Source organism: Nocardiopsis sp. CNZ308, assembly GCF_004217075.1.
Window position 1 is genome coordinate 1,925,852 of record NZ_SHKJ01000001.1, and the last position, 21,359, is coordinate 1,947,210.

General features: G+C 70.3%; 19 protein-coding genes and 1 tRNA gene. 9 read left to right on the forward strand and 11 right to left on the reverse strand.

Features of this window, described 5'->3' with window-relative positions:
* Nucleotides 1-22: 22 nt before the first annotated feature.
* From EV372_RS08290 to EV372_RS08315, 6 genes are all read right to left on the reverse strand, one after another.
* Complete coding sequence (locus EV372_RS08290) at nt 23-1,516, reverse strand: alanine/glycine:cation symporter family protein (protein WP_130395525.1); 1,494 nt, start codon at nt 1,514-1,516, stop codon at nt 23-25.
* Nucleotides 1,517-1,678: 162 nt separating this feature from the next.
* Nucleotides 1,679-1,966: a GNAT family N-acetyltransferase gene (locus tag EV372_RS08295; protein WP_013155421.1), complete on the reverse strand. Its 288-nt coding sequence runs from the start codon at nt 1,964-1,966 to the stop codon at nt 1,679-1,681.
* Nucleotides 1,967-2,168: 202 nt separating this feature from the next.
* On the reverse strand, nt 2,169-2,921 hold the full coding sequence (gene narI / locus EV372_RS08300; protein WP_130395526.1) for a respiratory nitrate reductase subunit gamma: 753 nt from the start codon (nt 2,919-2,921) through the stop codon (nt 2,169-2,171).
* Complete coding sequence (gene narJ / locus EV372_RS08305; protein ID WP_130395527.1) at nt 2,918-3,652, reverse strand: nitrate reductase molybdenum cofactor assembly chaperone; 735 nt, start codon at nt 3,650-3,652, stop codon at nt 2,918-2,920. The genes narI and narJ overlap by 4 nt, the downstream gene beginning before the upstream one ends.
* Nucleotides 3,649-5,421, reverse strand: a complete 1,773-nt coding sequence (gene narH / locus EV372_RS08310; RefSeq protein WP_130395528.1) for a nitrate reductase subunit beta — start codon at nt 5,419-5,421, stop codon at nt 3,649-3,651. Before narH ends, narJ begins: the two co-directional genes overlap by 4 nt.
* Complete coding sequence (locus EV372_RS08315) at nt 5,421-9,098, reverse strand: nitrate reductase subunit alpha (RefSeq protein WP_130395529.1); 3,678 nt, start codon at nt 9,096-9,098, stop codon at nt 5,421-5,423. Before EV372_RS08315 ends, narH begins: the two co-directional genes overlap by 1 nt.
* 162 nt (nt 9,099-9,260) lie before the next feature.
* Between EV372_RS08315 and EV372_RS08320 the strand changes: the two genes are divergently transcribed.
* Nucleotides 9,261-10,457, forward strand: coding sequence for an MFS transporter (locus EV372_RS08320; protein ID WP_130395530.1), 1,197 nt, complete (start codon nt 9,261-9,263; stop codon nt 10,455-10,457).
* Between the two features lie 178 nt (nt 10,458-10,635).
* Here EV372_RS08320 and EV372_RS08325 read toward each other — a convergent pair whose 3' ends face one another.
* Together EV372_RS08325 and EV372_RS08330 are read right to left on the reverse strand one after the other, a co-directional pair.
* Nucleotides 10,636-11,367 (reverse strand): rRNA methyltransferase, encoded by a 732-nt coding sequence (locus EV372_RS08325; protein WP_130395531.1) that lies wholly within the window; start codon nt 11,365-11,367, stop codon nt 10,636-10,638.
* Between the two features lie 81 nt (nt 11,368-11,448).
* Nucleotides 11,449-11,523: transfer RNA gene (locus EV372_RS08330), tRNA-Asp, on the reverse strand.
* Nucleotides 11,524-11,619: 96 nt separating this feature from the next.
* Between EV372_RS08330 and EV372_RS08335 the strand changes: the two genes are divergently transcribed.
* Nucleotides 11,620-12,036 carry an RNA-binding S4 domain-containing protein gene (locus tag EV372_RS08335; protein ID WP_130395532.1) on the forward strand — a complete coding sequence of 139 codons (417 nt, stop codon included), beginning with the start codon at nt 11,620-11,622 and terminating at the stop codon, nt 12,034-12,036.
* A 20-nt stretch (nt 12,037-12,056) separates the two neighbouring features.
* On the opposite strand, the gene EV372_RS08340 is transcribed toward EV372_RS08335, so the two are convergent.
* Nucleotides 12,057-12,854, reverse strand: a complete 798-nt coding sequence (locus tag EV372_RS08340) for an alpha/beta fold hydrolase (protein ID WP_130395533.1) — start codon at nt 12,852-12,854, stop codon at nt 12,057-12,059.
* Nucleotides 12,855-12,992: 138 nt separating this feature from the next.
* A complete protein-coding gene (locus tag EV372_RS08345; protein ID WP_130395534.1) occupies nt 12,993-13,388 on the reverse strand; it encodes a DUF6188 family protein in 396 nt (131 codons plus the stop codon).
* 654 nt (nt 13,389-14,042) lie between these two features.
* Here EV372_RS08345 and EV372_RS08350 point away from each other — a divergent pair.
* Nucleotides 14,043-15,005: a HEPN domain-containing protein gene (locus tag EV372_RS08350; RefSeq protein ID WP_130395535.1), complete on the forward strand. Its 963-nt coding sequence runs from the start codon at nt 14,043-14,045 to the stop codon at nt 15,003-15,005.
* 3 nt (nt 15,006-15,008) lie between these two features.
* On the opposite strand, the gene EV372_RS08355 is transcribed toward EV372_RS08350, so the two are convergent.
* Nucleotides 15,009-15,428, reverse strand: a complete 420-nt coding sequence (locus tag EV372_RS08355) for an ATP-binding protein (RefSeq protein ID WP_130395536.1) — start codon at nt 15,426-15,428, stop codon at nt 15,009-15,011.
* A 157-nt stretch (nt 15,429-15,585) separates the two neighbouring features.
* On the opposite strand from EV372_RS08355, the gene EV372_RS08360 reads away from it, so the two are divergent.
* The 6 genes from EV372_RS08360 (at nt 15,586) to EV372_RS08390 (ending at nt 21,358) form a co-directional block, all read left to right on the forward strand.
* On the forward strand, nt 15,586-15,894 hold the full coding sequence (locus tag EV372_RS08360; RefSeq protein WP_130395537.1) for a putative quinol monooxygenase: 309 nt from the start codon (nt 15,586-15,588) through the stop codon (nt 15,892-15,894).
* A complete protein-coding gene (locus EV372_RS08365; protein WP_130395538.1) occupies nt 15,891-17,099 on the forward strand; it encodes a helix-turn-helix domain-containing protein in 1,209 nt (402 codons plus the stop codon). Before EV372_RS08360 ends, EV372_RS08365 begins: the two co-directional genes overlap by 4 nt.
* A gap of 140 nt (nt 17,100-17,239) precedes the next feature.
* Nucleotides 17,240-17,650: a plasmid replication, integration and excision activator gene (locus EV372_RS08370; RefSeq protein ID WP_130395539.1), complete on the forward strand. Its 411-nt coding sequence runs from the start codon at nt 17,240-17,242 to the stop codon at nt 17,648-17,650.
* Nucleotides 17,651-17,752: 102 nt separating this feature from the next.
* Nucleotides 17,753-18,004 carry a hypothetical protein gene (locus EV372_RS08375; protein ID WP_130395540.1) on the forward strand — a complete coding sequence of 84 codons (252 nt, stop codon included), beginning with the start codon at nt 17,753-17,755 and terminating at the stop codon, nt 18,002-18,004.
* Nucleotides 18,004-19,434 carry an FtsK/SpoIIIE domain-containing protein gene (locus EV372_RS08380; RefSeq protein WP_130395541.1) on the forward strand — a complete coding sequence of 477 codons (1,431 nt, stop codon included), beginning with the start codon at nt 18,004-18,006 and terminating at the stop codon, nt 19,432-19,434. Before EV372_RS08375 ends, EV372_RS08380 begins: the two co-directional genes overlap by 1 nt.
* 238 nt (nt 19,435-19,672) lie before the next feature.
* A complete protein-coding gene (locus tag EV372_RS08390; RefSeq protein ID WP_130395543.1) occupies nt 19,673-21,358 on the forward strand; it encodes a replication initiator in 1,686 nt (561 codons plus the stop codon).
* Nucleotide 21,359: the final 1 nt, after the last annotated feature.

A 21,359-nucleotide genomic window follows, 5' to 3' on the forward strand; every position in this document is an offset into this window, starting at 1 on the left:
CGCGGGCCCCGTCCGGCGGCCCTCAGACCCGGTCGGCCTCGGCCGTCGTCTCCCTCTCCCTGGGCTCCCAGCACTCCACGCCCCGCAGGTCGGGCAGCCGGTCCCGCGTGAACACGGGGTCGATGCCCTGGCGCCGCTGGTCGTTGTAGTCCTTGAGCACCCGCGCCGCGATCGCGGCCAGCGGTGCGATGGCCACGAGGTTGATCAGCGCCATCATGCCCATGGTCGTGTCCGCCAGCGTCCAGACCAGGTCGATCGAGCCCAGGGAGCCGAGGAAGCTGGCCACGAGGAAGACGATCTTGTAGCCGAGCATGACGCGCCGGTCGGCGGTCAGGTACTCCAGGTTCGACTCACCGTAGTAGTAGTTGCCCAGCACCGACGTGAACGCGACCAGGAGGATGATCAGCGTCATCAGGTGCAGCGCCCAGGGGCCGAGCGCCTCGGTGACCGCGATCTGGGTGAGGTCGCCCTCCAGCTCGCGCTCGGAGCCGCCCTCGTAGCCGATGAGGATGATGAAGGCCGTGATGGAGCAGACCACGAGGGTGTCGAAGTAGACGCCGAGGGTCTGCACCAGGCCCTGCTTGGCGGGGTGGGTGACGGCGGCGCTGGCCGCGGCGTTGGGGGCCGATCCCAGTCCCGCCTCGTTGGAGAACATGCCCCGGCGCACGCCCTGGATGATCACCGTGCCCAGACCGGCTGCGGCGAACTCGCGGATGCCGAAGGCGTGCTCGAAGATGAGCGCGAACATCCCGGGGACGCGCTCGAAGTTCATCCCCACGATGATGACGCCCATGATCAGGTAGATCAGCGCGAAGGTCGGGATCAGCGCCTGCGCGGTGTTGGCGATCCTGCGCACGCCGCCGAAGATCACCATCGCGGTGACCGCGACGAGCACGACCCCGACCGCGGCCGACAGCCCCAGGCCCGCGTCCACGTTCATGTTCTGGGCGGAGTTGGTGACGGCCCCGGCGATGGTGTTGCTCTGCACGGCGTTGAAGACCATCGGGAAGGTCAGGATGAGGACGATGGCGAAGAGCACGCCCATCCAGCGCTGACCCAGGCCCTTCTCCATGTAGTAGGCCGGTCCGCCCCGGTAGCCGGTGGAGTCCCTGACCTTGTAGAGCTGGGCCAGGGTGGACTCGACGAAGCTGGCCGCGCACACCACGATCGCCATCGTCCACATCCAGAAGACGGCGCCCGGGCCGCCCAGGGAGATGGCGACGGCCACGCCGACGATGTTGCCCGTGCCGATGCGGGCCGCGGCCGAGATCATGAACGCCTGGAGCGAGGAGACGGCCTTGCCCCCGTCGGGAGCGACCTCGGGCTTGCTCTTGAGCACCCGGAACATCTCCGGCAGCATCCGGAACTGGACGGCGCCCGTCCGGACGGTGAGGTAGAGGCTCACCACCACCAGCAGCGGGATCAGGATCCAGGACCAGAAGAAGTCGTTGTTGAACGCGGCTATCGCGTCGGTGAGGCGTGCGTCCAGGGTGGGCGCTTGGTCGGCAGGCAACACGGGGCGGGGCTCCTTCGTTCCATGAGAGGACAACCGCTCCCACATACCCCTGAAGTTCGCGTAATCACCATCCGGGACACGCCGTGCCCGGATGGTGATGTCCCCGTTATCCGCCTCCGGTCCGCGGGGCCGCCCCGGAGGGCCCCGCGCGCGGCCGCGGGCTCAGCCCTCGTGGACCAGGTCCGCGTAGGACGGGTTCTTCTTGAGGTAGGCCCGCGCGAACGGGCAGATCGGCACGATCTTGAGCCCCCGCGACCGGATGTGGTCCAGGGAGTCGCGCATGAGGCGGCTCGCCACACCCTTGCCCTCGAAGGAGGGGTCGACCTCCACGTGCGGCAGGGCGTACACGCCCTTGTCGATCAGGTGGTAGGCGGAGAACCCCACCACCGCCCCGTCCGCGCTCACCTCGTAGCGCGAGCGTTCCGGAACGTCGACGACCGTCAGGTCCATGGCACTCTCTCCCACTCCCCGTGTTCGCGCACGCGGTGTGCGCGGGCCAATGACCACGTTCCCACACATAACCGCCGCGCACACCCCGGTCACGCGGTCACCGTCCGTGACCGGGGCGGGCCGCACGGACGGCCTGGGCGTCATGGGAGGCCGGGCCGCACGAGGGACCGGGCCGCGCTGGCGGGCCACACGGGAGGCCGGGTCACCAGCCCCGGCGGGCGGGCCGCTCCGCCTGCCCCGCGGCGGTCGGGTACCGGTCCCGCGTGCGGTAGACGACGTAGGGACGGAAGAGGTAGCCGATCGGCGCGCTGAACGCGTGCACCAGACGGGTGAAGGGCAGCAGGGCGAACAGTCCCAGGCCGACGAGGGCGTGCAGCTTGTACGGGGCCTCGGCGGCGGACATCGCCGCGACGTCGGGCTGGAGCACCCAGATGGAGCGGAACCACGGCGACACCGTCCGCCGGTAGTCCTGGGTGTGCCCGCCCGCCACCTCCACCCCGGCGAAGTAGGCGGTCATGCCCAGCCCGGTGACGATGGCCAGGACCAGCACCAGGTACATGAGCTTGTCGTTGCGCGTGGTGGCGCTGAACACCGGCCCCGTCGTGCGGCGGCGCCAGATCAGCAGGACGATCCCGCCGAGCGTGCACACCCCCGCCACGAGCCCGAGCGACAGGGCGGTGACGTGGTAGACGGTGTCGGACACCCCGAGCGCCCGGGTCCAGCCCTCGGGCACGAGCAGCCCCACCGCGTGGCCGCCGATCACCAGGAGCAGGCCGATGTGGAACAGCGGGCTGCCGATCCGCAGCAGCCTGGACTCGTACAGCTCCGACGAGCGGGTGGTCCAGCCGAACCGGTCGTACCGGTACCGCCAGAGGAGGCCGCCCACCACCAGGACGAGGACCGCGTAGGGCAGGACACCCCACAGCAGCAGGTCGAGCGCGCCGTACCCGTTCACCGCTCCTCCCGGTCGTACCCGGGGGCCTCGGTCCGCGGCAGCGGCGCCCGCACCCCGTACGGTTCCAGGCCCACGTCCTCGGCGGGCGGCCCCTGGGCCGCGAGCTTGCGCACGGCCTCCAGGTCCCCGCGCTCCTGGGCGGGCAGGGTCATGCGGACCGCGTCCACGATCCGCGCGTAGGGCGTGCCGTGGTCGTGCAGGGTCCGGGCCATCAGCTCCAGGCCCGGCCGGAAGCGCAGCAGCAGGGCCTCGCCCGCGCGCGCGTCGCCCCTGGCCGCGAACTCCAGGACCACCGCCAGGTGGTCGGGCAGCTCGCGGTTCTCCACCCGCCACCCGGCCTCGGCGTAGACGCGCTTGATCTCGGCCAGGGCGTGCCCCCTGCGGCGGGTGTCGCCGTCGGTGTAGTAGGTCATGTGCAGGGTCCTGCGCCTGCGCAGGTCGAACACGTCCACGTAGTGCTCGCACAGCTCCAGTTCGGAGACGGTGGAGGCGTGGTCGCAGAACTCCTGGAGCGCCGTGCGCACCCCTCCCCTCGGCAGCTCGGCGACCGCGCGGGCCACCAGCGGCAGGCGTTCGAAGAAGGCCTGGTCGGGGTAGCCGAGCAGGACCGAGGCGGCCTGGTGGGTGACCGCCACGCGGTGCGCCCGGCGGATGGCGCGCGCCTCCCCCAGCCACCCGGTGCCGCTCCGTACCGTCCCGTCCGCTCCCCCTGCGTCAGCGGTGGTGCTCATCCTCTCCCCCTCCTCGGCGGCGCGGTCTCGCCGCCACCGCCGCCGTCGTCGTCACCACCCCGTCGGGGTGGGAAGAGCCCTGCGGGTCGGCCGTTGCCGTCCCAGTTGAGGAGGTTGACCCGGCCGCTCGTGTCCGCCTGGGAGTCGCTGGTCTGGCGGGTGCGCAGGGCGTGGAAGTTCTCCACGGTCGCCGCCTGGGGCTGCCCGGAGGCCTCGCCGAAGGGCACGCCCCCGCCCATGCCGCCCATGCCCGGCCCGCCCTCGAAGTCGAGGCTGCACCCGACCTCGTCGATGACCCCGCGGTCGGCCTCGTCCACCCCGTAGGCGGTGGGGATGACGTAGCGCTCGTCGTACTTGGCCAGGGCCAGGAGCCGGTACATGTCCTCGATCTCGGTGCCGGTCATCCCGACGGAGGCGGCGATGGAGTCGTCGCGCTCCCGGCCCAGGTTGATCCGGCGCATGTGGGAGCGCATGGCCGCGAGCCGCCGCAGGACCAGGTCCACGGGGCCGGTGTCGCCCGCGGTGAACAGCTCGGCCAGGTACTCCACGGGGATGCGCAGGGTGTCGATGGCGGCGAAGAGGTTGTCGGCGTCCTCACCGTCGTGCCCGGTGGAGGAGAGCGCGTCCACCACCGGCGACAGCGGCGGGATGTACCAGACCATGGGCATCGTGCGGTACTCCGGGTGCAGCGGCAGCGCCACCCGGAAGCGCTTGGCCAGCGCGTAGACCGGGGAGCGGGCGGCCGACTCCACCCAGCGGTCGGGGATGCCGTCGCGTCGGGCCGCGGCGCGCACGGCCGGGTCGGAGGGGTCGAGGAACACGTCGAGCTGGGCGCGGTACAGGTCCCTCTCGTCCGCCACCGACGCCGCCTCGCGGACCCGGTCGGCGTCGTACAGGACCACGCCCAGGTAGCGCAGCCGCCCCACGCACGTCTCGGAGCAGACGGTGGGCATGCCCACCTCCACCCGCGGGTAGCAGAACGTGCACTTCTCGGCCTTGCCCGTCTTGTGGTTGAAGTAGACCTTCTTGTACGGGCAGCCGGTGACGCACATGCGCCAGCCCCGGCAGCGGTCCTGGTCGACCAGGACGATGCCGTCCTCGACCCGCTTGTACAGGGCGCCGCTGGGGCAGGCGGCCACGCACGACGGGTTGAGGCAGTGCTCGCAGATGCGCGGCAGGTAGAACATGAAGGTCTCCTCGAAGGAGAACCGCACCCTGTCGCCGAGCCTGCGCACGATCGGGTCCCGCCGGGTCAGCTCGGGTCCGCCGCCGAGGTCGTCGTCCCAGTTGGCGCTCCAGCTGACCTTCATGGGCTCGCCGGTGAGCGCCGACCGGGGCTCGGCCACCGGGAAGTCGTCGCCCAGGGGCGCGTTGGTCAGCGTCTCGTAGTCGTAGGTCCAGGGCTCGTAGTAGTCCTGGAGGGAGGGCATCACCGGGTTGGCGAAGATGGTGGCCAGCCGTTTGAGCCGCCCGCCCGCGCGGGGCCTGAGCCGCCCCCTGGAGTCGAGGACCCAGCCGCCCTTCCAGCGCTCCTGGTCCTGGTAGGTGCGCGGGTAGCCCTGCCCGGGCCGCGTCTCGACGTTGTTGAACCACACGTACTCGACGCCGCTGCGGTTGGTCCAGGCCTGTTTGCAGGTGACCGAGCACGTGTGGCAGCCGATGCACTTGTCCAGGTTCATCACCATGGCGACCTGCGCCATGACCCTGCCGACCGGCCGGTCCCCTCCGGAGCCGCCGGTCCCGCCCCCGCCGCCGTGGGCCTGTGCCATCAGTAACGCACCTCCGTGGTCCGCTTGCGCACGACGGTGACCTCGTCGCGCTGGTTGCCGGTCGGGCCGAGGTAGTTGAAGGCGTAGGAGAGCTGCGCGTAGCCGCCGATGAGGTGGGTGGGCTTGACCAGCAGGCGCGTGAGCGAGTTGTGGATGCCGCCGCGCCTGCCGGTGGTCTCGGACTTGGGCACGTCGATGGTGCGCTCCTGGACGTGGTACATGTACACGGTTCCGGCGGGCATCCGGTGCGAGACCACCAGCCGCGCCACCACCACGCCGTTGCGGTTGACCGCCTCCACCCAGTCGTTGTCGGCGGCGCCGATCGCCTCGGCGTCGGCCGGGCTCATCCAGATCGTGGGGCCGCCGCGGGAGAGGGTCTGGAGCAGCAGGTTGTCCTGGTACTCGGAGTGGATCGACCACTTGGAGTGCGGGGTCAGGTAGCGCACGACCACCTCGCGCTGGCCGGTCGGGCCGAGGCGGGGCTCGCCGAACAGGCGGCTGATGTCGAGCGGCGGCCGGTAGACGGGCAGGGCCTCGCCGAACTCGTGCATCCAGTCGTGGTCGAGGTAGAAGTGCTGGCGACCGGTGAGGGTGTGCCAGGGCTTGTCGTGCTCGACGTTGATGGTGAACGGCGAGTACCGGCGGTCGGGGGCCTCCTTGCCCGACCACTCCGGGCTGGAGCCCACCGCCGTGGGCCCCCGGCTCGCGTCGGAGAAGACCACCCGGCGCTCGGCGGCCTGGTGGATCAGCTCGTCCATGTCGGTGCCGGTGCGCTCGGCCAGGAGGCGGAAGCCCTGCGCGGCCAGGCGGCCGTTGCTGGTGCCGGACAGCGCCAGGATCATCTCGCAGGCCTTGACGTCGGTGTCCAGGGAGGGACGGCCGTCGGCGACCCCGCCCCGGACGGCGCCGTTGCGCTGGCGCAGCCACCCCACCTCCTGGTCCGGGGTGAAGGACACGCCCTTGACCGGCAGCCCCCGGGACTCGGCCAGCGGCCCCAGGGCGGCCAGCTTCTGCGCGACCTCGGAGTAGTTGCGGCGCACGGGCACGATCGCGGGCATGGTCCGGCCGGGGACGGGCCGCGCGCCCTCCGCCTTCCAGTCCGGCGGGACGCCGTGCGGCTGGGCCAGTTCGCCGGGGGTGTCGTGCTGGTGGGGTACGGCCACCAGGTCGGTGACCTCGTCCAGGTGGTCGGCGGCCAGCGCGCTGAACGCCCTGGCCAGGGCGTGGAAGGCGTCGAAGTCGGTGCGGGTCTCCCAGGGCGGGTCGATGGCCGGGTTGAACGAGTGCACGTAGGGGTGCATGTCCGTGGTGGACAGGTCGTGCTTCTCGTACCAGGTCGCGGCGGGCAGCACGATGTCGGACAGCAGGGTCGTGCTGGTCATCCGGAAGTCGATGGACAGCAGCAGGTCGAGCTTGCCCTCGGGGACCTCCTCGCGCCAGGTGACGTCGGCGGGCCGGTCCGCGGGCCCGGCGGGCTCGGCCAGCAGGTTGGAGCGGGTGCCGAGCAGGTGCTTGAGGAAGTACTCGTTGCCCTTGGCCGAGGAGCCGAACAGGTTGGACCGCCACACGGTGAGGACCCGGGGCCAGTTGGCGGGGGCGTCGGGGTCCTCGGCGGCGAAGCGCAGGTCGCCGCTGTGGAGCTGGTCGGCGACGTACTCCGCGGGGTCCTGCCCGCGCTCGCGCGCCTCGCGCCCCAGGTCGATCGGGTTGCGGTCGAAGGTCGGGTAGGAGGGCATCCACCCCATGCGGGCCGAGGCGGCGACCAGGTCGGCGGTGTGCTGGCCGCGCACCCGCCCCGGGCCGAGCGGCGAGGCGAGGGCGTCGGCGCGGTAGGTGTCGTAGCGCCACTGGTCGGTGTGCAGGTACCAGTAGGAGGTTCCGGCCATGAAGCGCTGCGGCCGGGTCCAGTCCGCGGCGGAGGCGAACGCGGCCCACCCGGCGGAGGTGCGGCACTTCTCCTGGCCGACGTAGTGGGCCCAGCCGCCGCCGTTGACGCCCTGGCAACCGGTGAGCAGCAGCAGGGACAGGAAGGCGCGGTAGGCGTTCTCGCCGTGGAACCACTGGTTGGTGCCCGCGCCGAGGATGATCATGGCCCGGCCGCCGGACTCCTCGGCGGTGGCGGCGAACTCGCGGGCGATGCGGGCCGCCCGGTCGGCGGGGACCCCGGTGAGTTCGGCCTGCCAGGCGGGCGTGCAGGGCTCGGCGGCGTCGTCGTAGCCGGTGGGCCAGGTGCCGGGCAGGTCGTGCCGGTGCACCCCGTACTGGGCCAGGACCAGGTCGAAGACGGTGGTGACGAGGCGTCCGCCGACCCTGCGGACCGGGACGCCGCGGGTGAGGACCCCGGCCGTGCCGCCGGGGGTGTCGAAGCGGTTCAGGGCGACCTCGGCGGCCTCCCCGCCCTCCGCGTAGAGGGTGAGGGCGGGGACGCGGCCCTCCAGGTCCAGGTTCCACCGTCCTGTCCCGGCCTCGCCCCAGCGGTGGCCGACGGTGCCGTTGGGCGCGACGGGGGCGTCCTCGCCCTCCGGCCAGAACACCGGTTTCCACTCGGCGTTCTCCCCCGTGTCCCCCAGGTCGGCGGCGGTGAGGAACTTGCCGGGGACGAGGCGGCCGTCGCGGCTGTCCAGGGACACCAGGAACGGCAGGTCGGTGTAGCGGCGCACGTAGTCGTCGAAGCGCGGCGTGGTGCGGTCGACGAACCGCTCCTTGAGGATCACGTGCCCCATGGCCATCGCCAGGGCCCCGTCCGTGCCCGGGTGGGGCGCCAGCCACTCGTCGGCGAACTTGGTGGCGTCGCTGTAGTCCGGGGAGACGACGACCACCTTCTGGCCCCGGTAGCGGGCCTCGGCCATCCAGTGGGCGTCGGGGGTGCGGGTGACGGGGACGTTGGAGCCCCACAGCACCAGGTAGGCCGCGTCCCACCAGTCACCGGACTCGGGGACGTCGGTCTGGTCGCCGAACACCTGCGGCGAGGCCACGGGCAGGTCGGCGTACCAGTCGTAGAAGGACAGCATGGAGCCGCCGAGCAGGTTCACGAAGCGCGCGCCCACGCCGTGGGAGACCATCGACATCGCGGGGATCGGCGAGAACCCGGCGACGCGGTCCGGCCCGTACCTTCGGATGGTGAGCACGTGCGCGGCGGCGGCGATCTCCAGGGCCTCGTCCCAGGTGATCCGGACCAGCCCGCCCTTGCCCCGGGCCCGCTGGTAGCGGGCGCGCCGGTCGGGGTCGGTGGTGATCTCCTCCCAGGCCGCCACCGGGTCGCCCAGACGGGCGCGCGCCTCGCGGTACATCCGCACGAGGACGCCGCGCGCGTAGGGATAGCGGACGCGCGTGGGCGAATAGGTGTACCAGGAGAAGGCGGCGCCGCGCGGACATCCGCGCGGTTCGTATTCGGGGCGGTCCGGGCCGACCGAGGGGTAGTCGGTGGCCTGCGTTTCCCAGGTGATGATTCCGTCCTTGACGTAGACGTCCCAGGAACACGAACCCGTGCAGTTCACGCCGTGCGTGGAACGGACCACGCGGTCGTGGCTCCACCGGTCGCGGTAGAAGGAGTCGCCCTGGCGGCCACCCTTCCTGACCTGCGCACGGTCGCCGTCCAGCGGCTCGGAGCGGGTGAGGTGGTTGCCCAGCGCCAGAAGGGCGTTCCCCGCGCCGCCTTTTTTGCTTTCCGCCGCCATACGGACAACACCCCGTTTACCATTCCTTGGCCCCCAGCGGGGACGCCGGGCCAGAACCCACTGCATTCCGCCAACAAATATGCCTTCTCCGGCGTGAAAAAGGCGCATCCCACACCGGATCGGGTGACAATCGCCTGGAACGGCGGAGGAAGGAATGCGCATATGCGTACGGAATCGGGAAAAAGGGTGTCGCGCCGCGGCACGGCGGGCGGCAACCTCGCGCTGGCCACGGCGGCGTTCACGCTCACCTTCTGGGCGTGGAACCTCATCGGCCCCCTGTCGCGCACCTACACCGAGAACCTGGGGCTGACGCCCACGCAGACCTCGATCCTGGTGGCCTTCCCGGTGCTGGTGGGGGCGTTGGGGCGCATCCCCGTGGGCGCGCTGACCGACCGCTACGGCGGGCGGCTGATGTTCACGGCCCTGTGCTTCGCGAGCATCGTGCCGACGTTCCTGGTGGGGGTCTCGGGCGACTCCTACGGGATGCTGCTGCTGTGGGGATTCGTCCTCGGTGTCGCCGGGACGTCGTTCGCGGTCGGCATCCCGTTCGTGAACGCCTGGTACCCGGCGAACCGGCGCGGGTTCGCGACGGGCGTGTTCGGCGCGGGGATGGGCGGCACCGCCCTGTCGTCCTTCCTCACCCCCTGGCTGGTGGACTCGGTGGGGCTGTTCACCACCCACCTGCTGCTGTGCGCGGCGCTGGCGGTCATGGGCGTGGTGATGTGGCTGATGTGCCGGGACTCGCCGGAGTGGCGGCCGCGCACGGAGCCCGCGCTGCCGCGCATGGGGGAGGCCGTGCGGCTGCGGGCGACCTGGCAGGCGTCGCTGCTGTACGCGGTCGCCTTCGGCGGCTTCGTGGCCTTCTCGACCTACCTGCCGACGCTGCTGACGCTGGCCTACGACTACGCGCAGACCGCCGCGGGACTGCGCACCGCCGGGTTCGCGGTGGCGGCCGTGGCCGCCCGGCCGGTCGGCGGCGTCCTGTCGGACCGGATCGGCCCGGTGCGGGTGTGCCTGATCTCGTTCCTCGGCACCTGCGTGTTCGCGGTCGTGCTGGCCCTGCACCCGCCCGCGGAGTTCCCCGCCGGTGCCGCGTTCGTGCTGATCGCGGTGTCGCTGGGGCTGGGCACCGGGGCCGTGTTCGCGCTGGTGGCCAAGCTGGTGGAGCCGTCGAGGGTGGGCACGGTCACGGGCCTGGTGGGCGCGGCCGGCGGGCTCGGCGGCTACTTCCCGCCGCTGCTCATGGGGGCGGTGTACCAGGCGACCGGGGCCTACACGCTGGGCTTCGTACTGCTGGCGGCGGTCGCCCTGGCAGTGGCCCTGTACGCCTGGCGGGCCTTCGCCCACGTGCGGGGATGAGGCTGCCGGGGACGGGACCGGTCACCGGGACGTCCGGTGCCGCGCCGGGGAGTCGCCCACGGGATCGGGAAGCGGAGGCCGCGCGTGGAAGCGGGTGGGCGCCGCACGGCCGTCCACAGCCTGTGGACAACCGTGAGCACGTGGACGGCGCCGCGGCCGGAAACCGCGGGACGGTTGTCTAGGGCGCGATGTCGCGGGCGCGCACCAGCACCGCGGCCCGGTTTCCCACCTTCACCCGCTCCAGCGCGCGCACGCCCTCGGGCAGGGCGACCCGCCGGGTGCGGGCGGTCACCACCACGACGGCGTGCTCGGGCAGCACCCGGCCCAGGGAGGCCAGCAGCCCCCGCATCGGCTCACCGGCGCCGCCGGGAACGTTCCCCTCCCACCGCGTCATCTCGCCGTAGGGCACGTCCGTCACGACCAGGTCGGCTTCCACGCCCTCCTCCAGGGAGAACACGTCGGCCACGGCCGCCTCGTGGGGCAGGTCGCCGCCCTGCGCGGCCAGCCCCGCCGCCAGGTCGCGGGCGGCCTCGGCGCGCTCCACGAAGGCCACGCGGCCGAAGTCCCGGGCGGAACGGCGCAGCTCCTCCTCGCGTTCCGCGAGCCCCTCGGCGGTCAGCAGCCTCAGATTGCGCGCGGCCAGGGCGACCGCTTCGGCGTCCACGTCGGTGGCGCGGACGCCGGTGAGCAGGTCGCGGTGCAGCAGGCCCAGCACCGTCGCCAGGTACCCGCTGCCGCAGCACGGGTCCCACAGGCGGACGGGTTCCCCTCCGGTGTGCACCATCGCGCGCTGGAACAGCTCACTGGCCAGCCGCACCGGGAAGCCCGGAAACCCCGGCGCGGACCGCAGCACGTGTCCGCTCGCCAGGGCCGAATGGTCGGTCCGCTCGACGGCGTACCGGTAACCCAAGGTCCCTCATGCCCTTCTGTGTCCGTGTCCGCCGCAGAACGCCGAAGGCCCGGTGTCTGTCGACACCGGGCCTCCATCATGCGGTCCTGACGGGATTTGAACCCGCGGCCTCCACCTTGACAGGGTGGCGAGCACTCCTAACTGCTCCACAGGACCTCGCTGCATGAACAACTCTAGCGCGACTTCGGAGTACTTCGTACCGGCGGCCGCCTAGAGTGGCGGGAAACGCCCCGGAGAGTGGAAGGAACCGGCGTGAACGAGTTCTCGGCGCCCCTGCCGTCGGGCCCGGAGAGCACCCGGGTCGACCGCTGGCTGTGGGCGGTACGCCTGACGAAGACGCGCTCGGACGCGGCCCAGGCATGCCGGGGCGGGCACGTGCGCGTCAACGACCGCCCGGCCAAACCCGCCACCACGGTCAAGGTCGGCGACGAGGTGCGCGTCCGGCTGCACGGGACCACGCGCACGGTCGATGTGGGCCATGTCATCGAGAAGCGCGTGAGCGCGCCGATCGCCGCACGCTGCTACACCGACAGGACACCGACGCCTCCGCCCCAGGCGACCACGCCCGTCATCAGGCGCGACCGGGGAGCCGGACGGCCGACCAAGCGCGACCGCCGCATGCTGGACAGGCTGCGCAGCGACTTCCCGCCGGGCCCGCCCGCTCCGTAGCGCACGGTCGGCGGCCCCGGTCAGCCCCGCGCGGGAAGCGGGTGCTCCGCCAGGAAGTCCAGCACCTCGCGCGTGGCCTTGGCCGCGTCCTCGTGCAGGTAGCCGTGGCGCATGCCGGGCAGGACCAGCAGCCGGGCGTCGGGGACGCGCTCCGCCAGCAGGGCGGCGTTGCCGACCGGGGTGAGGACGTCGTCCTCACCGTGCACGACCAGTGTCGGCGCCTGGACGGAGGGCAGCAGGTCCCAGCCGTCGTAGCCCGAGCTGGCGCCGAAGTGCAGGCGCTGGGCGCGCAGCGGCCCGCGCGGCAGGACGCGGGTGACCGTGTCGGGGTGGGCGGCGGCCCACTCGGGACCGTAGAAGAGTTCGGCGATCAGGTCGCGCCCCTCGGCCGTGCTGGCCCGGCGCAGCGCGAGGGTGGCCGACCGCGGGCGCTCCACCTCGTTGCTCCCGCCCGGCGCGGTGGAGCCCAGCACGAGCGCGCCGAGGCGTCCGGGCTGGGTCGCCGCGAAGGTCTGGGCGACCTTCCCTCCCATGGAGAACCCGTAGACGTGCGTGCGGGAGATGTCCAGGGCGTCCAGGACGGTGAGGGCGTCGTCCACGAACAGACCGAAGGTGTAGGGCTCGTCCAGGGGCGCGTCGCTGCCGCCGGTCCCCCGGAAGTCCATCCGCACGACCCGGTGGCGCCGGGCCAGGTCGGCGTGCACCCCGTCCCACATCTCGTGGTCGAGGGACTGCCCGTTGAGGAGCAGGAGCGGGTCGCCCTGCCCGAGGACGTCGTACCAGATCCGGGTTCCGTCAGCTGCGGTCACGTGGCTCACGGGTCCGGACACTACCCGAGGAGCCCCGCGCACGCCGTGGTCGGCGTCACCCCGCCGCCCGGAGCGGCCCGGGGATCGCGGCACGGCGTCCGGGAAAGTCCGCCCCTCGGACGGGACGCGGACCGGGGCCGCTGACGGTCAGCGCCGCCAGCCGGCCTCTCCACCAGGACCCACGAGGACGGGATCGAACCCGAAGCCGGTCAGCCCCCACGACTCGTGGACGGGATCCGGGTCCACCCCCAACCCCGTGCCGTCGTCGAAGCCGAGGCTCAGGGTTCCGCGTCCCGTGACCTCGACCGCGGTGACGATCCTGGTGAACAGGCCGAGCAGCGGTGCCAGCCGGGTACCGGTTCCAGGTGTCAGGAGGGCTCGGCTGTCGTCCGGGCCCGTCAGGGACAACGCTGTTTCGATGACGAGTTCGGCCTCAAGGCGGACACGGCCGTCGGGGCCGTGACCGGTGAAGAGGATCCGGACCTGGTGGTCGAAGGCGGTCCGTGCGACCCGGGCACCGACCAGCTCCACGGGGACCCTCACCGCACCTCCCACCGTGAGCCCGCTGACAACCGCCGGGCAACGCAAAAACCCCGCCGTCTGCTTGCGCAGGTGGCGGGGCCTTTGTGCATGTCTGCCTGGAGTGGCTAGGGGCGGGGTCGAACCGCCGACCTTCCGCTTTTCAGGCGGGGTAGGTGGTGGGTCGCGGTGCTGGCCTGCGGGATGGATGTCCGCTCGGGTCCGGGTGGGTCCATCCCCGGTTGCTGTCGTTGCTGTCACCGCTGCTGTCACTTCGAGGTGTCTCCGGCCTGCCTCGACGTAGGGGAAGGCGGTCCGCCAGAGCAGTGCCGCGCGTGCGCTCCTCCGCCTGCCCCCGCTCCCCCGGCCACGAGACTTCGGCAACCACGGTTCCGGGCCGAGGTGCCCGATAGCGCCGGGGTCGGTCACTCCAGACAGTCGCACTCCGCTATCGGGTGCCTCGGGATCTGAGCACGTCAGAAGGCGATTTCTCCGGAACGGCAACCGTTCGTCTGCGGGCCGCGTCAAGATGCCAACCAGGACGGCCGTCGGCCGCGCTCGGGACCGGGCGGCAGCCCGCAGCCCGAGCGGCGGCCGGAGGCCGCTGCGACGGCGCTCGCGCCGTCGCCTTGATCACATAAAGCTTAATTCAGCAAAGCCTAACAGAGGGATGAAAAATTGGAAGAAGACGAAGGAATATTTGTTCCAGACGACAGAGGGGTGTACTACTCACCTGCAACAAACCTCCTGCCACCAGAAGAAGGGGAGCCCATATGGGAGGGAAGATTTGGAGTAATACCAAGGAAATGGAACGTCAGCATATTCGATTGGGCAGAACTTGCAACGCAGCATAGAGTTCACCTGCCATGGGCAGCTGCGGAATCAATGCTCAAAAGCTGCAACCTAGAGTTTGCAGTCAAAGGCGTCAGCCTGGAATCCACAACAGAAGAATTCTCCAGCCTGAAGACCTTGCTTTACTCAAATGGCCTGACCCCTTTTTCTTTGCAGCTGACTTCAAACTACTCGATTAACGAATATGCTGGAATCAGCGGAAGGAAGTCGGAATATTCAAGAGAGCACATGCATGAAGGACTCCGCGAAGGGATAACGAACAAAACATCCAAAGTCGGAGTATGGTCTTCCGCAAACGCCTTTCCATCCCTCTCAGCAAGCGGACCCCTCAAAAGAACGATAACCTCGGAAATTTTTACAGCCTCAGCTAGAGACGTGGACAAGTGGCGCCACATAAAAATCCGCAACCCCGTCTGCAGCTTCATCGAGCGAGTAGCAGAGACCGCACCATCTCTCCCTGAAAGGAATCAATCTCTACTGCATATCTGGACTGGACTAGAGGCACTATTCCCCAGGGTACAGAGCGAAGTCAGCTTCAGGATTGCACTTTACCTTGCCCAACTTCAATACGGAGATTATTCAAAAATGGAGGTCTTCGAAAAGGCAAGGAGATCTTATGGCGATCGCTCCAAAATATCCCACGGCGGGAACATCAAAGAGCGAGACGACAGAGACCCCTGGCATATAGCCTGGACGCTACTAATGGATTCAATTAAATCGATCATGCAAAGAGGGAAAGTCCCATCAGAAGAGGAACTCATCGAGGAGCTATTGAGGGAATCCGAATAAAAGTCACCCATACAAACAGAGAAACCAGGTCTTGCGGCCAGAGAGGGTGGCATGACTGCCCCATGAGGCTGCAAGGGCGTCAACGAGGAACAGGCCGCGTCCGTGTTCGGCGTCGGGTTCGGGCTGCGCCACATACGGGGCGTCGAAATACGAACCGCCGTCGTGGACGGTAACGCGCACACTACGGCCGTGCTCGTGCTCGATGAGGACGCCGAACCCCGCCCCCGGAAGATTGGACGGCGTGTGTTGGACGGCGTTGGTCGCCAGCTCGCTTGTGAGTAGTACCGCGTCGTCCGCCACCGGGCAGTCCGCCAGACGCTCGGCGACGAACGCCCGCACTGCGGCGATCTGGTCGGGGCGGCCGTAGAACCACCCGTGGTGGACACTCACCGTGCGGTTGGGCCTGTCTGCGTGGAGGGACATGGGGTTTCACCTCGTGCTCTGGGTGCAGGGGGGCAGACACTGAGCTGCATGACTAGTACTATTAGTACGGCTACCGTACATTGAATGCGTGTGTAGCGCACTGGTTTGCGCGCACAATAAGTACGGGTCTTGTAGTCGAAGTGAGGGAGAGTGCCCCATGTTCGGACTGTCTGTGCGGTTCACGCTCAAGGACGAGGCCGCCGTCGACGGCTTCGACGCCCTGGTGGCGGAGACGCTTCCGCACATCCGCCGGAGCGAGCCGGGCACGCTCGTGTACGCGGTCCACACGGTGGAGGGCAAGCCGCTGGAGCGGATCTTCTACGAGCTGTACGCCGACCGCACCGCCTTCGAGGCGCACGAGGAGCAGCCGCACGTGAAGCGCTTCCTCGACGCTCGCGGCGCGTTCCTGGCCTCGGTGGACGTGGACTTCCTGGACCTGGTGGACGCCAAGGGTGTGCAGGAGTGAGCACCGACTACCAGAAGGCGCTCGGTCGCAAGGTGGCCAAGCACCGCAGACAGCGCGGACTCTCCCAACGGGAGTTCGCCGGACTCGTGGGACGCTCCGAGACCTGGGTGTCCCAGGTCGAACGCGGGGTGCGCAAGGTCGACCGAATGGTGGTCCTCGAAAAGCTGGCCGAGGTCCTGGAGATCCCCGTCTCCGAGCTGGCCGCCGAGGCGCCCATCGTGGCCGCCTCCAACGAGGAGCCTCCGGGCAGTAGCCGCCTGCGCCTCATCCTGAGCGGGTCGCACGCCCTGGCCGCGCTGCTGCGGCGCAATCCCGCGTCGGTCGACATGGACGGCCTTCGACAGCGGGTGGACCGCGCCTGGGAGCTGACGCACGCCAGTGCCTACATGGAGCTGACCGAGGTCCTGGAGTCGCTGATCCCCGATCTGGAGTCGGCCGCGCGTTCGGTCCCCAACGGTGAGCGCCTGGAGCTGTTCCGGCTCCTCAACGCCGCCTACCGGGCCTGCTCCTCCACGCTGTCCCGCCTGGGCGAGTACGAAGCGGCGTGGATAGCCGCCGACCGCGCCATCACGGCGGCCGAACGGGCGGAGGACCCGCTCCTCATGGCGGCGGGTGAGTTCCGCCTGTGCCTGACCTTCCAGGGGGCACGCCACTACGACCAGGTGGAGGCCACCGCGCAGACCGCCTGTGAGGCTCTGGGTGGCCTGGTGGAGGAGGGCAACCCCGAAGCGATGTCCGTCTACGGCGCGCTGACCCTGCAACGGGCGGTCGCCGCCGCACGGCGCAACAACGCCACGGTCGCCTACCGGCACGTGGCCGAGGCCAAGCGGATCGCGGACGCCATCGGCGCAGAGCGCAACGACTTCAACACCGAGTTCGGTCCGGCGAACGTGGGCCTGCACGAGGTGTCCGTGGCGGTGGACCTGGGCGACGCTGGCGTGGCCCTGCGGGCTGCGGACGGCGTGGACGTGTCCATCCTGTCCCCGGAGCGCCGGGGCCGCTTCCTCATCGACGTGGCACGCGCCCAGCTCCAACGACGCAACGCCGACGCCGCCGTGTCCACCCTGGAGGAAGCGGAGCGGATCACGCCCGAACAGGTCCACTCGCACCCGATCGTGCGGCAGGTCGTCGGTGACCTCCTGGCGATCCAGGACCCCGCCGGAACAGCGCTGACCGGCCTAGCGAGGAGGGTGGGCGCACTCTGAGTTCTAGCTAGTACTTCACGTACTAGACAAAACAAAAAGTGCGGATTAGTGTGTGGTGGGTCGCACAGTCCTTCCTGCTGTGGGAGGCGCGACCGACCACACACTTTCGTTTGCGCCGACAGGCGCGGTGAGGAGTCCGCATGGCTATCCAGGGTGCGTTGCCGGTCGAGTTCGGCACAGTGTTCCCGCACGGTGCCTTCGCCCTCGGGGTGGAGGCGATCACCGACTTCGAGACCAAGCGCCCCCAGCTCGACAAGGACACGGGGCTTCCGCTGTGGGCGGTGGACGTGATCGACGCCGACCCCGAAGCGCGTGGCAAGGCCAAGTCGGTCAAGGTCAAGGTCGCCGCCGAGGTCTGCCCCACCCTGCCCGACGAGGTTCCGGGGCTGCCGTTCCGGCCGGTCGAGTTCGAGTCCATGGCGGTCATGCCCTACGTGGACGACTCCGGCCGTCGCCCCCGGGTGGCGTACTCCCTGCGCGCCCGTGGCGTGAAGGCTCCCGGCGGTGCCGCTGGCGGTCGTCGCGCTCCGGCGGCCAAGGAAGCCGCCTGACCCGCCACAAGACATGAGACGGGGCGGCCTGGTGCTGCAACACCTAGCCGCCCCTACAACCCTCCCGGAAGCTTCCCAACTTTCAGAAGAGGTGTCTTCAGTATGTCCGAAAACCGACCCGACCCGTCCGAGCTGACCGGCCCCCAACTGGTCCGGGCCTTCCTGTCCGAGTTCGACAAGCCGCGCACGACCAAGGCCGAGCGGGCCGCGTTCTTCGACTTCAAGGCCCGGGTGTTCGCCGCCATCGCGGACCGGGACGGCAACCCCGACGCCGCCCGTGCCGCCGAACGCGCCCGGGTCGCCCGTGACCGGCTCCTGTCCGAGGCCGAGAACGCGAACGGCGGTGGGGCGTGATGCTGCGTCAGCCCAAGGTGGGTGCCGCCCAGACCTCCCCGACCCTTCCCACACCCGCCCAGAGGGTGCGGTTCACGACTCCGATCGTGGAGACCCCAGGCATCGTCGTCCTGGCCTCCTGGATCTGGCGGTTGGCCCGGTTCCTGGTCGCGCTGCCGTTCCGGTTCCCCGTCATGGTCTCCGGGCTGTCCGCCTCCGTCGCCGCCTGGTGGTGGCTGGGCTGGCCGGGTCTCGCCGGGCTCTGGGCCGCTGCCTCCGTGGTCTCGCTGGTGTGGTGGCGTGCCTGGCCCGACTCGCACCGGCGCTGGGTCATCCTGCGCGTTCTGGCGTGGTGGCGGCACGTCACCGTCTACCGGCGCCACTGGCAACCGGTCCTGGTCATCGCCGGGCTGGCCGAGTCCTACCAGGAACGCCGCTACCTGCCCCGCATCCGCCGTGTCACCTGTGACACCTGGGCGGACCGGGTGCGGGTCTCCCTGGTGGCCGGCACCGCTCCGGCCGACTTCGAGCACAGGGTGTCCGAGCTGGCGCACGGGTTCGCCGCCCCGTCCTGCCGGGTGACCGTCAACGGCCCCCGTGACATCACCTTGGAGTTCCCCCGGCGCGACACCCTGGCCGAACCCCTCGACGCCTTTCCGATGACGCACCACGTGGACCTCGACGCCCTTCCCGTGGGGCGGCGTGAGGACGGCTCGTCCTGGCTGCTCAAGCTCCACGGCACACACGTGCTGGTGGTCGGCGTGACCGGCTCCGGGAAGGGCTCGGTGATCTGGTCGGCCGTTCGGGCAATGCTCCCGGCCGTGGCGAACGGGACGGCACAGGTGTGGGCGATCGACCCCAAGCGTATGGAGCTGTCCTACGGGCGGGATTTGTTCGCCCACTACGCCGACGACGGCGAATCCGCGGTGGCGCTGCTCGAACGAGCCGTGGCCGACATGCAGGACAGGGCCGAACGCTACGCGGGGAAACTGCGTTCCCACGTGCCCACGACCGATGACCCCTTCGTGATCGTGGTCCTGGACGAGGTCGCCTTCCTGACGGCCTACCACCCCGACCGGGACGTGCGCCGGCGCGCGGAGAACGCGATAGCCACCCTCACCTCCCAGGGCCGCTCTGTCGGTTTCGCCGTCCTGGCCGCACTCCAGGACCCGCGCAAGGAGGTCATGAACCTGCGCAACCTCTTCCCCGACAAGGTCGCCCTGCGCCTGGACGAGGCGTCTCAGGTGGACATGGTCCTCGGAGAGGGTGCCCGGGAACGCGGCGCTGAGGCGCACCTGATCGACCCCACGCTTCCCGGTGTGGCCTACGTCCACCTGGAGGGCTCACCGGCTCCGGTGCGGGTCCGGGCCGCGTACGTGGCCGACGAGGACATCACCGCCATGGCCGACGGCTACGGGGTGGGTTCTTCCTCGGGTTCGGGGGCGGCCTGATGTGTGCTGTGGATGGATCGTGCCTTCCGGTACTCGTGTGTGGCCAACCCGAGACAGACCAGCCATGTGATCAGTACGTCCCAGGCCGCAAAGGCCAGCCAACCACTCGGGCGGCCGAACACGAGCCACGCTCCGGAGCTGATCACGATGATGACGCTGCTGACCAGGAACCACGGCTTGGGTGGTCGTGGGTGCATGGGGTGGGGGCTCCCGCTCTGTGGTTGTGGGGGGTGGGCTGATGCCGACGCCTACCGGTAAGTCCACCCGGGCCGAACGCCTCGCGCAACCCCTGGCGCTTGAGGTGGCCGAACAGGTCGCCGCCGACCACGGCGTGTGCATCCGACCCGTGTCCCTTCGACGCACGGACATCGCCACCGGTGAGACGACGGTGATCGACGTGCCATGCGGTTCCACCCTGGAATCGCGCTGCCCCGCCTGCGCGAAACGGAAGCGGTCGCTGCGGCGGACCCAGTGCGAAGAGGGCTGGCACCTGGACACCGAACCCGTGGTGCAACCCGACCCGCCCACCGACGCCCAGCGGGCCTGGGTGGAACAGCGGGCCATGGTGACAGCCGAACGGGACCGCCTCGCCGCCACGGGGGCGGCCTCGGTGGAGGACCTGGCCGCGCTGGACGCAGCGATAGCCGACCTGGACGAGGAAATCACCGCTTCCGGCCTCCGGGGATCGGTCACCCGCTCCTCGGACACCGCCACGGCCAAGCCCCGGCGGGTGCGCTCCACCAAACGCCGCCAGGATGCCCCCGACCTGCCCAAGCGACCCATGACAAGGAAGACGGTAGGGCGGGCCTACACCGACCCGGCCTCGGGCAAGGTGTTCCGGCCCTCGCTCTTCATCACCCTCACGCTCGACTCCTACGGGCGGGTCCGCTCCGACGGCACCCCGGTGGACTTCTCCACCTACGACTACCGGCGCTCGGCCCGGGACGCCCTGCACTTCTCCAAGCTCGTGGACCGGTTCGTGCAGAACCTGCGCCGGGTCGCCGGGTTCGATGTCCAGTACTTCGCCGCCGTCGAGCCCCAACGCCGCCTGGCCCCGCACCTGCACATGGCCACACGCGGCACACTTCCACGGGCCGAGCTGCGCCAGATCGCCGCCGCCACCTACCACCAGGTGTGGTGGCCCAACGCCGACACGGTCCGCTTCGATGGCGACCGCCTTCCCGAATGGAACGCATCCGCAGGGACCTTCTTCGACCCGGCCACGGGCGAACTGCTCCCCACGTGGGACGAGGCGTTGGACGCCCTGGATGAGGACCCCGACGCCGAACCCCATCACGTGGTGCGGTTCGGCCGACAGGTCGACGCCAAAGGGGTCGTGGCCGGGTCCGCCGACGCAGACCGGTGCGTCCGCTACCTGGCGAAGTACCTGACCAAGGACATCGCCGACTGCCACGCCGCCGAGACCACCCGGCAGGAACAGCACGTGGACCGGCTCCTCGACGCGCTCCGCTTCGAGCCGTGCTCGCCCCGCTGCTCCAACTGGCTCCGCTACGGCATCCAGCCCGAGGGGGCCAAGCCGGGGATGCGACCGGGGTTCTGCCGCTCCAAGGCCCACCGCCGCGAACACCTCGGCTACGCGGGCCGCCGCGTCCTGGTCTCCCGCAAGTGGTCCGGCAAAACCCTCGCCGACCACAAAGCCGACCGCCTCACCTGGGTCCTGAACGCCCTCGGCGTCACCCCCGGCAACGACGGCCAGGGCGACGAGGACACCCCGCGCCCCGCGCTGCTGACGGTGGCCTCGGGCTCCTACGCCTGGGAACTCGCCCGACCCACCGACCCCGACGTCGCCCCCCGCGAACGCCGCCTACTCCGAGCGGTCGGTGAATCGCTCAAGCGCCGGGCACAGCTCGCCGCCGCCCTGGACCCCGAACATTCGGCAACCCCCGAAAAGGAAGCAGCGTGAC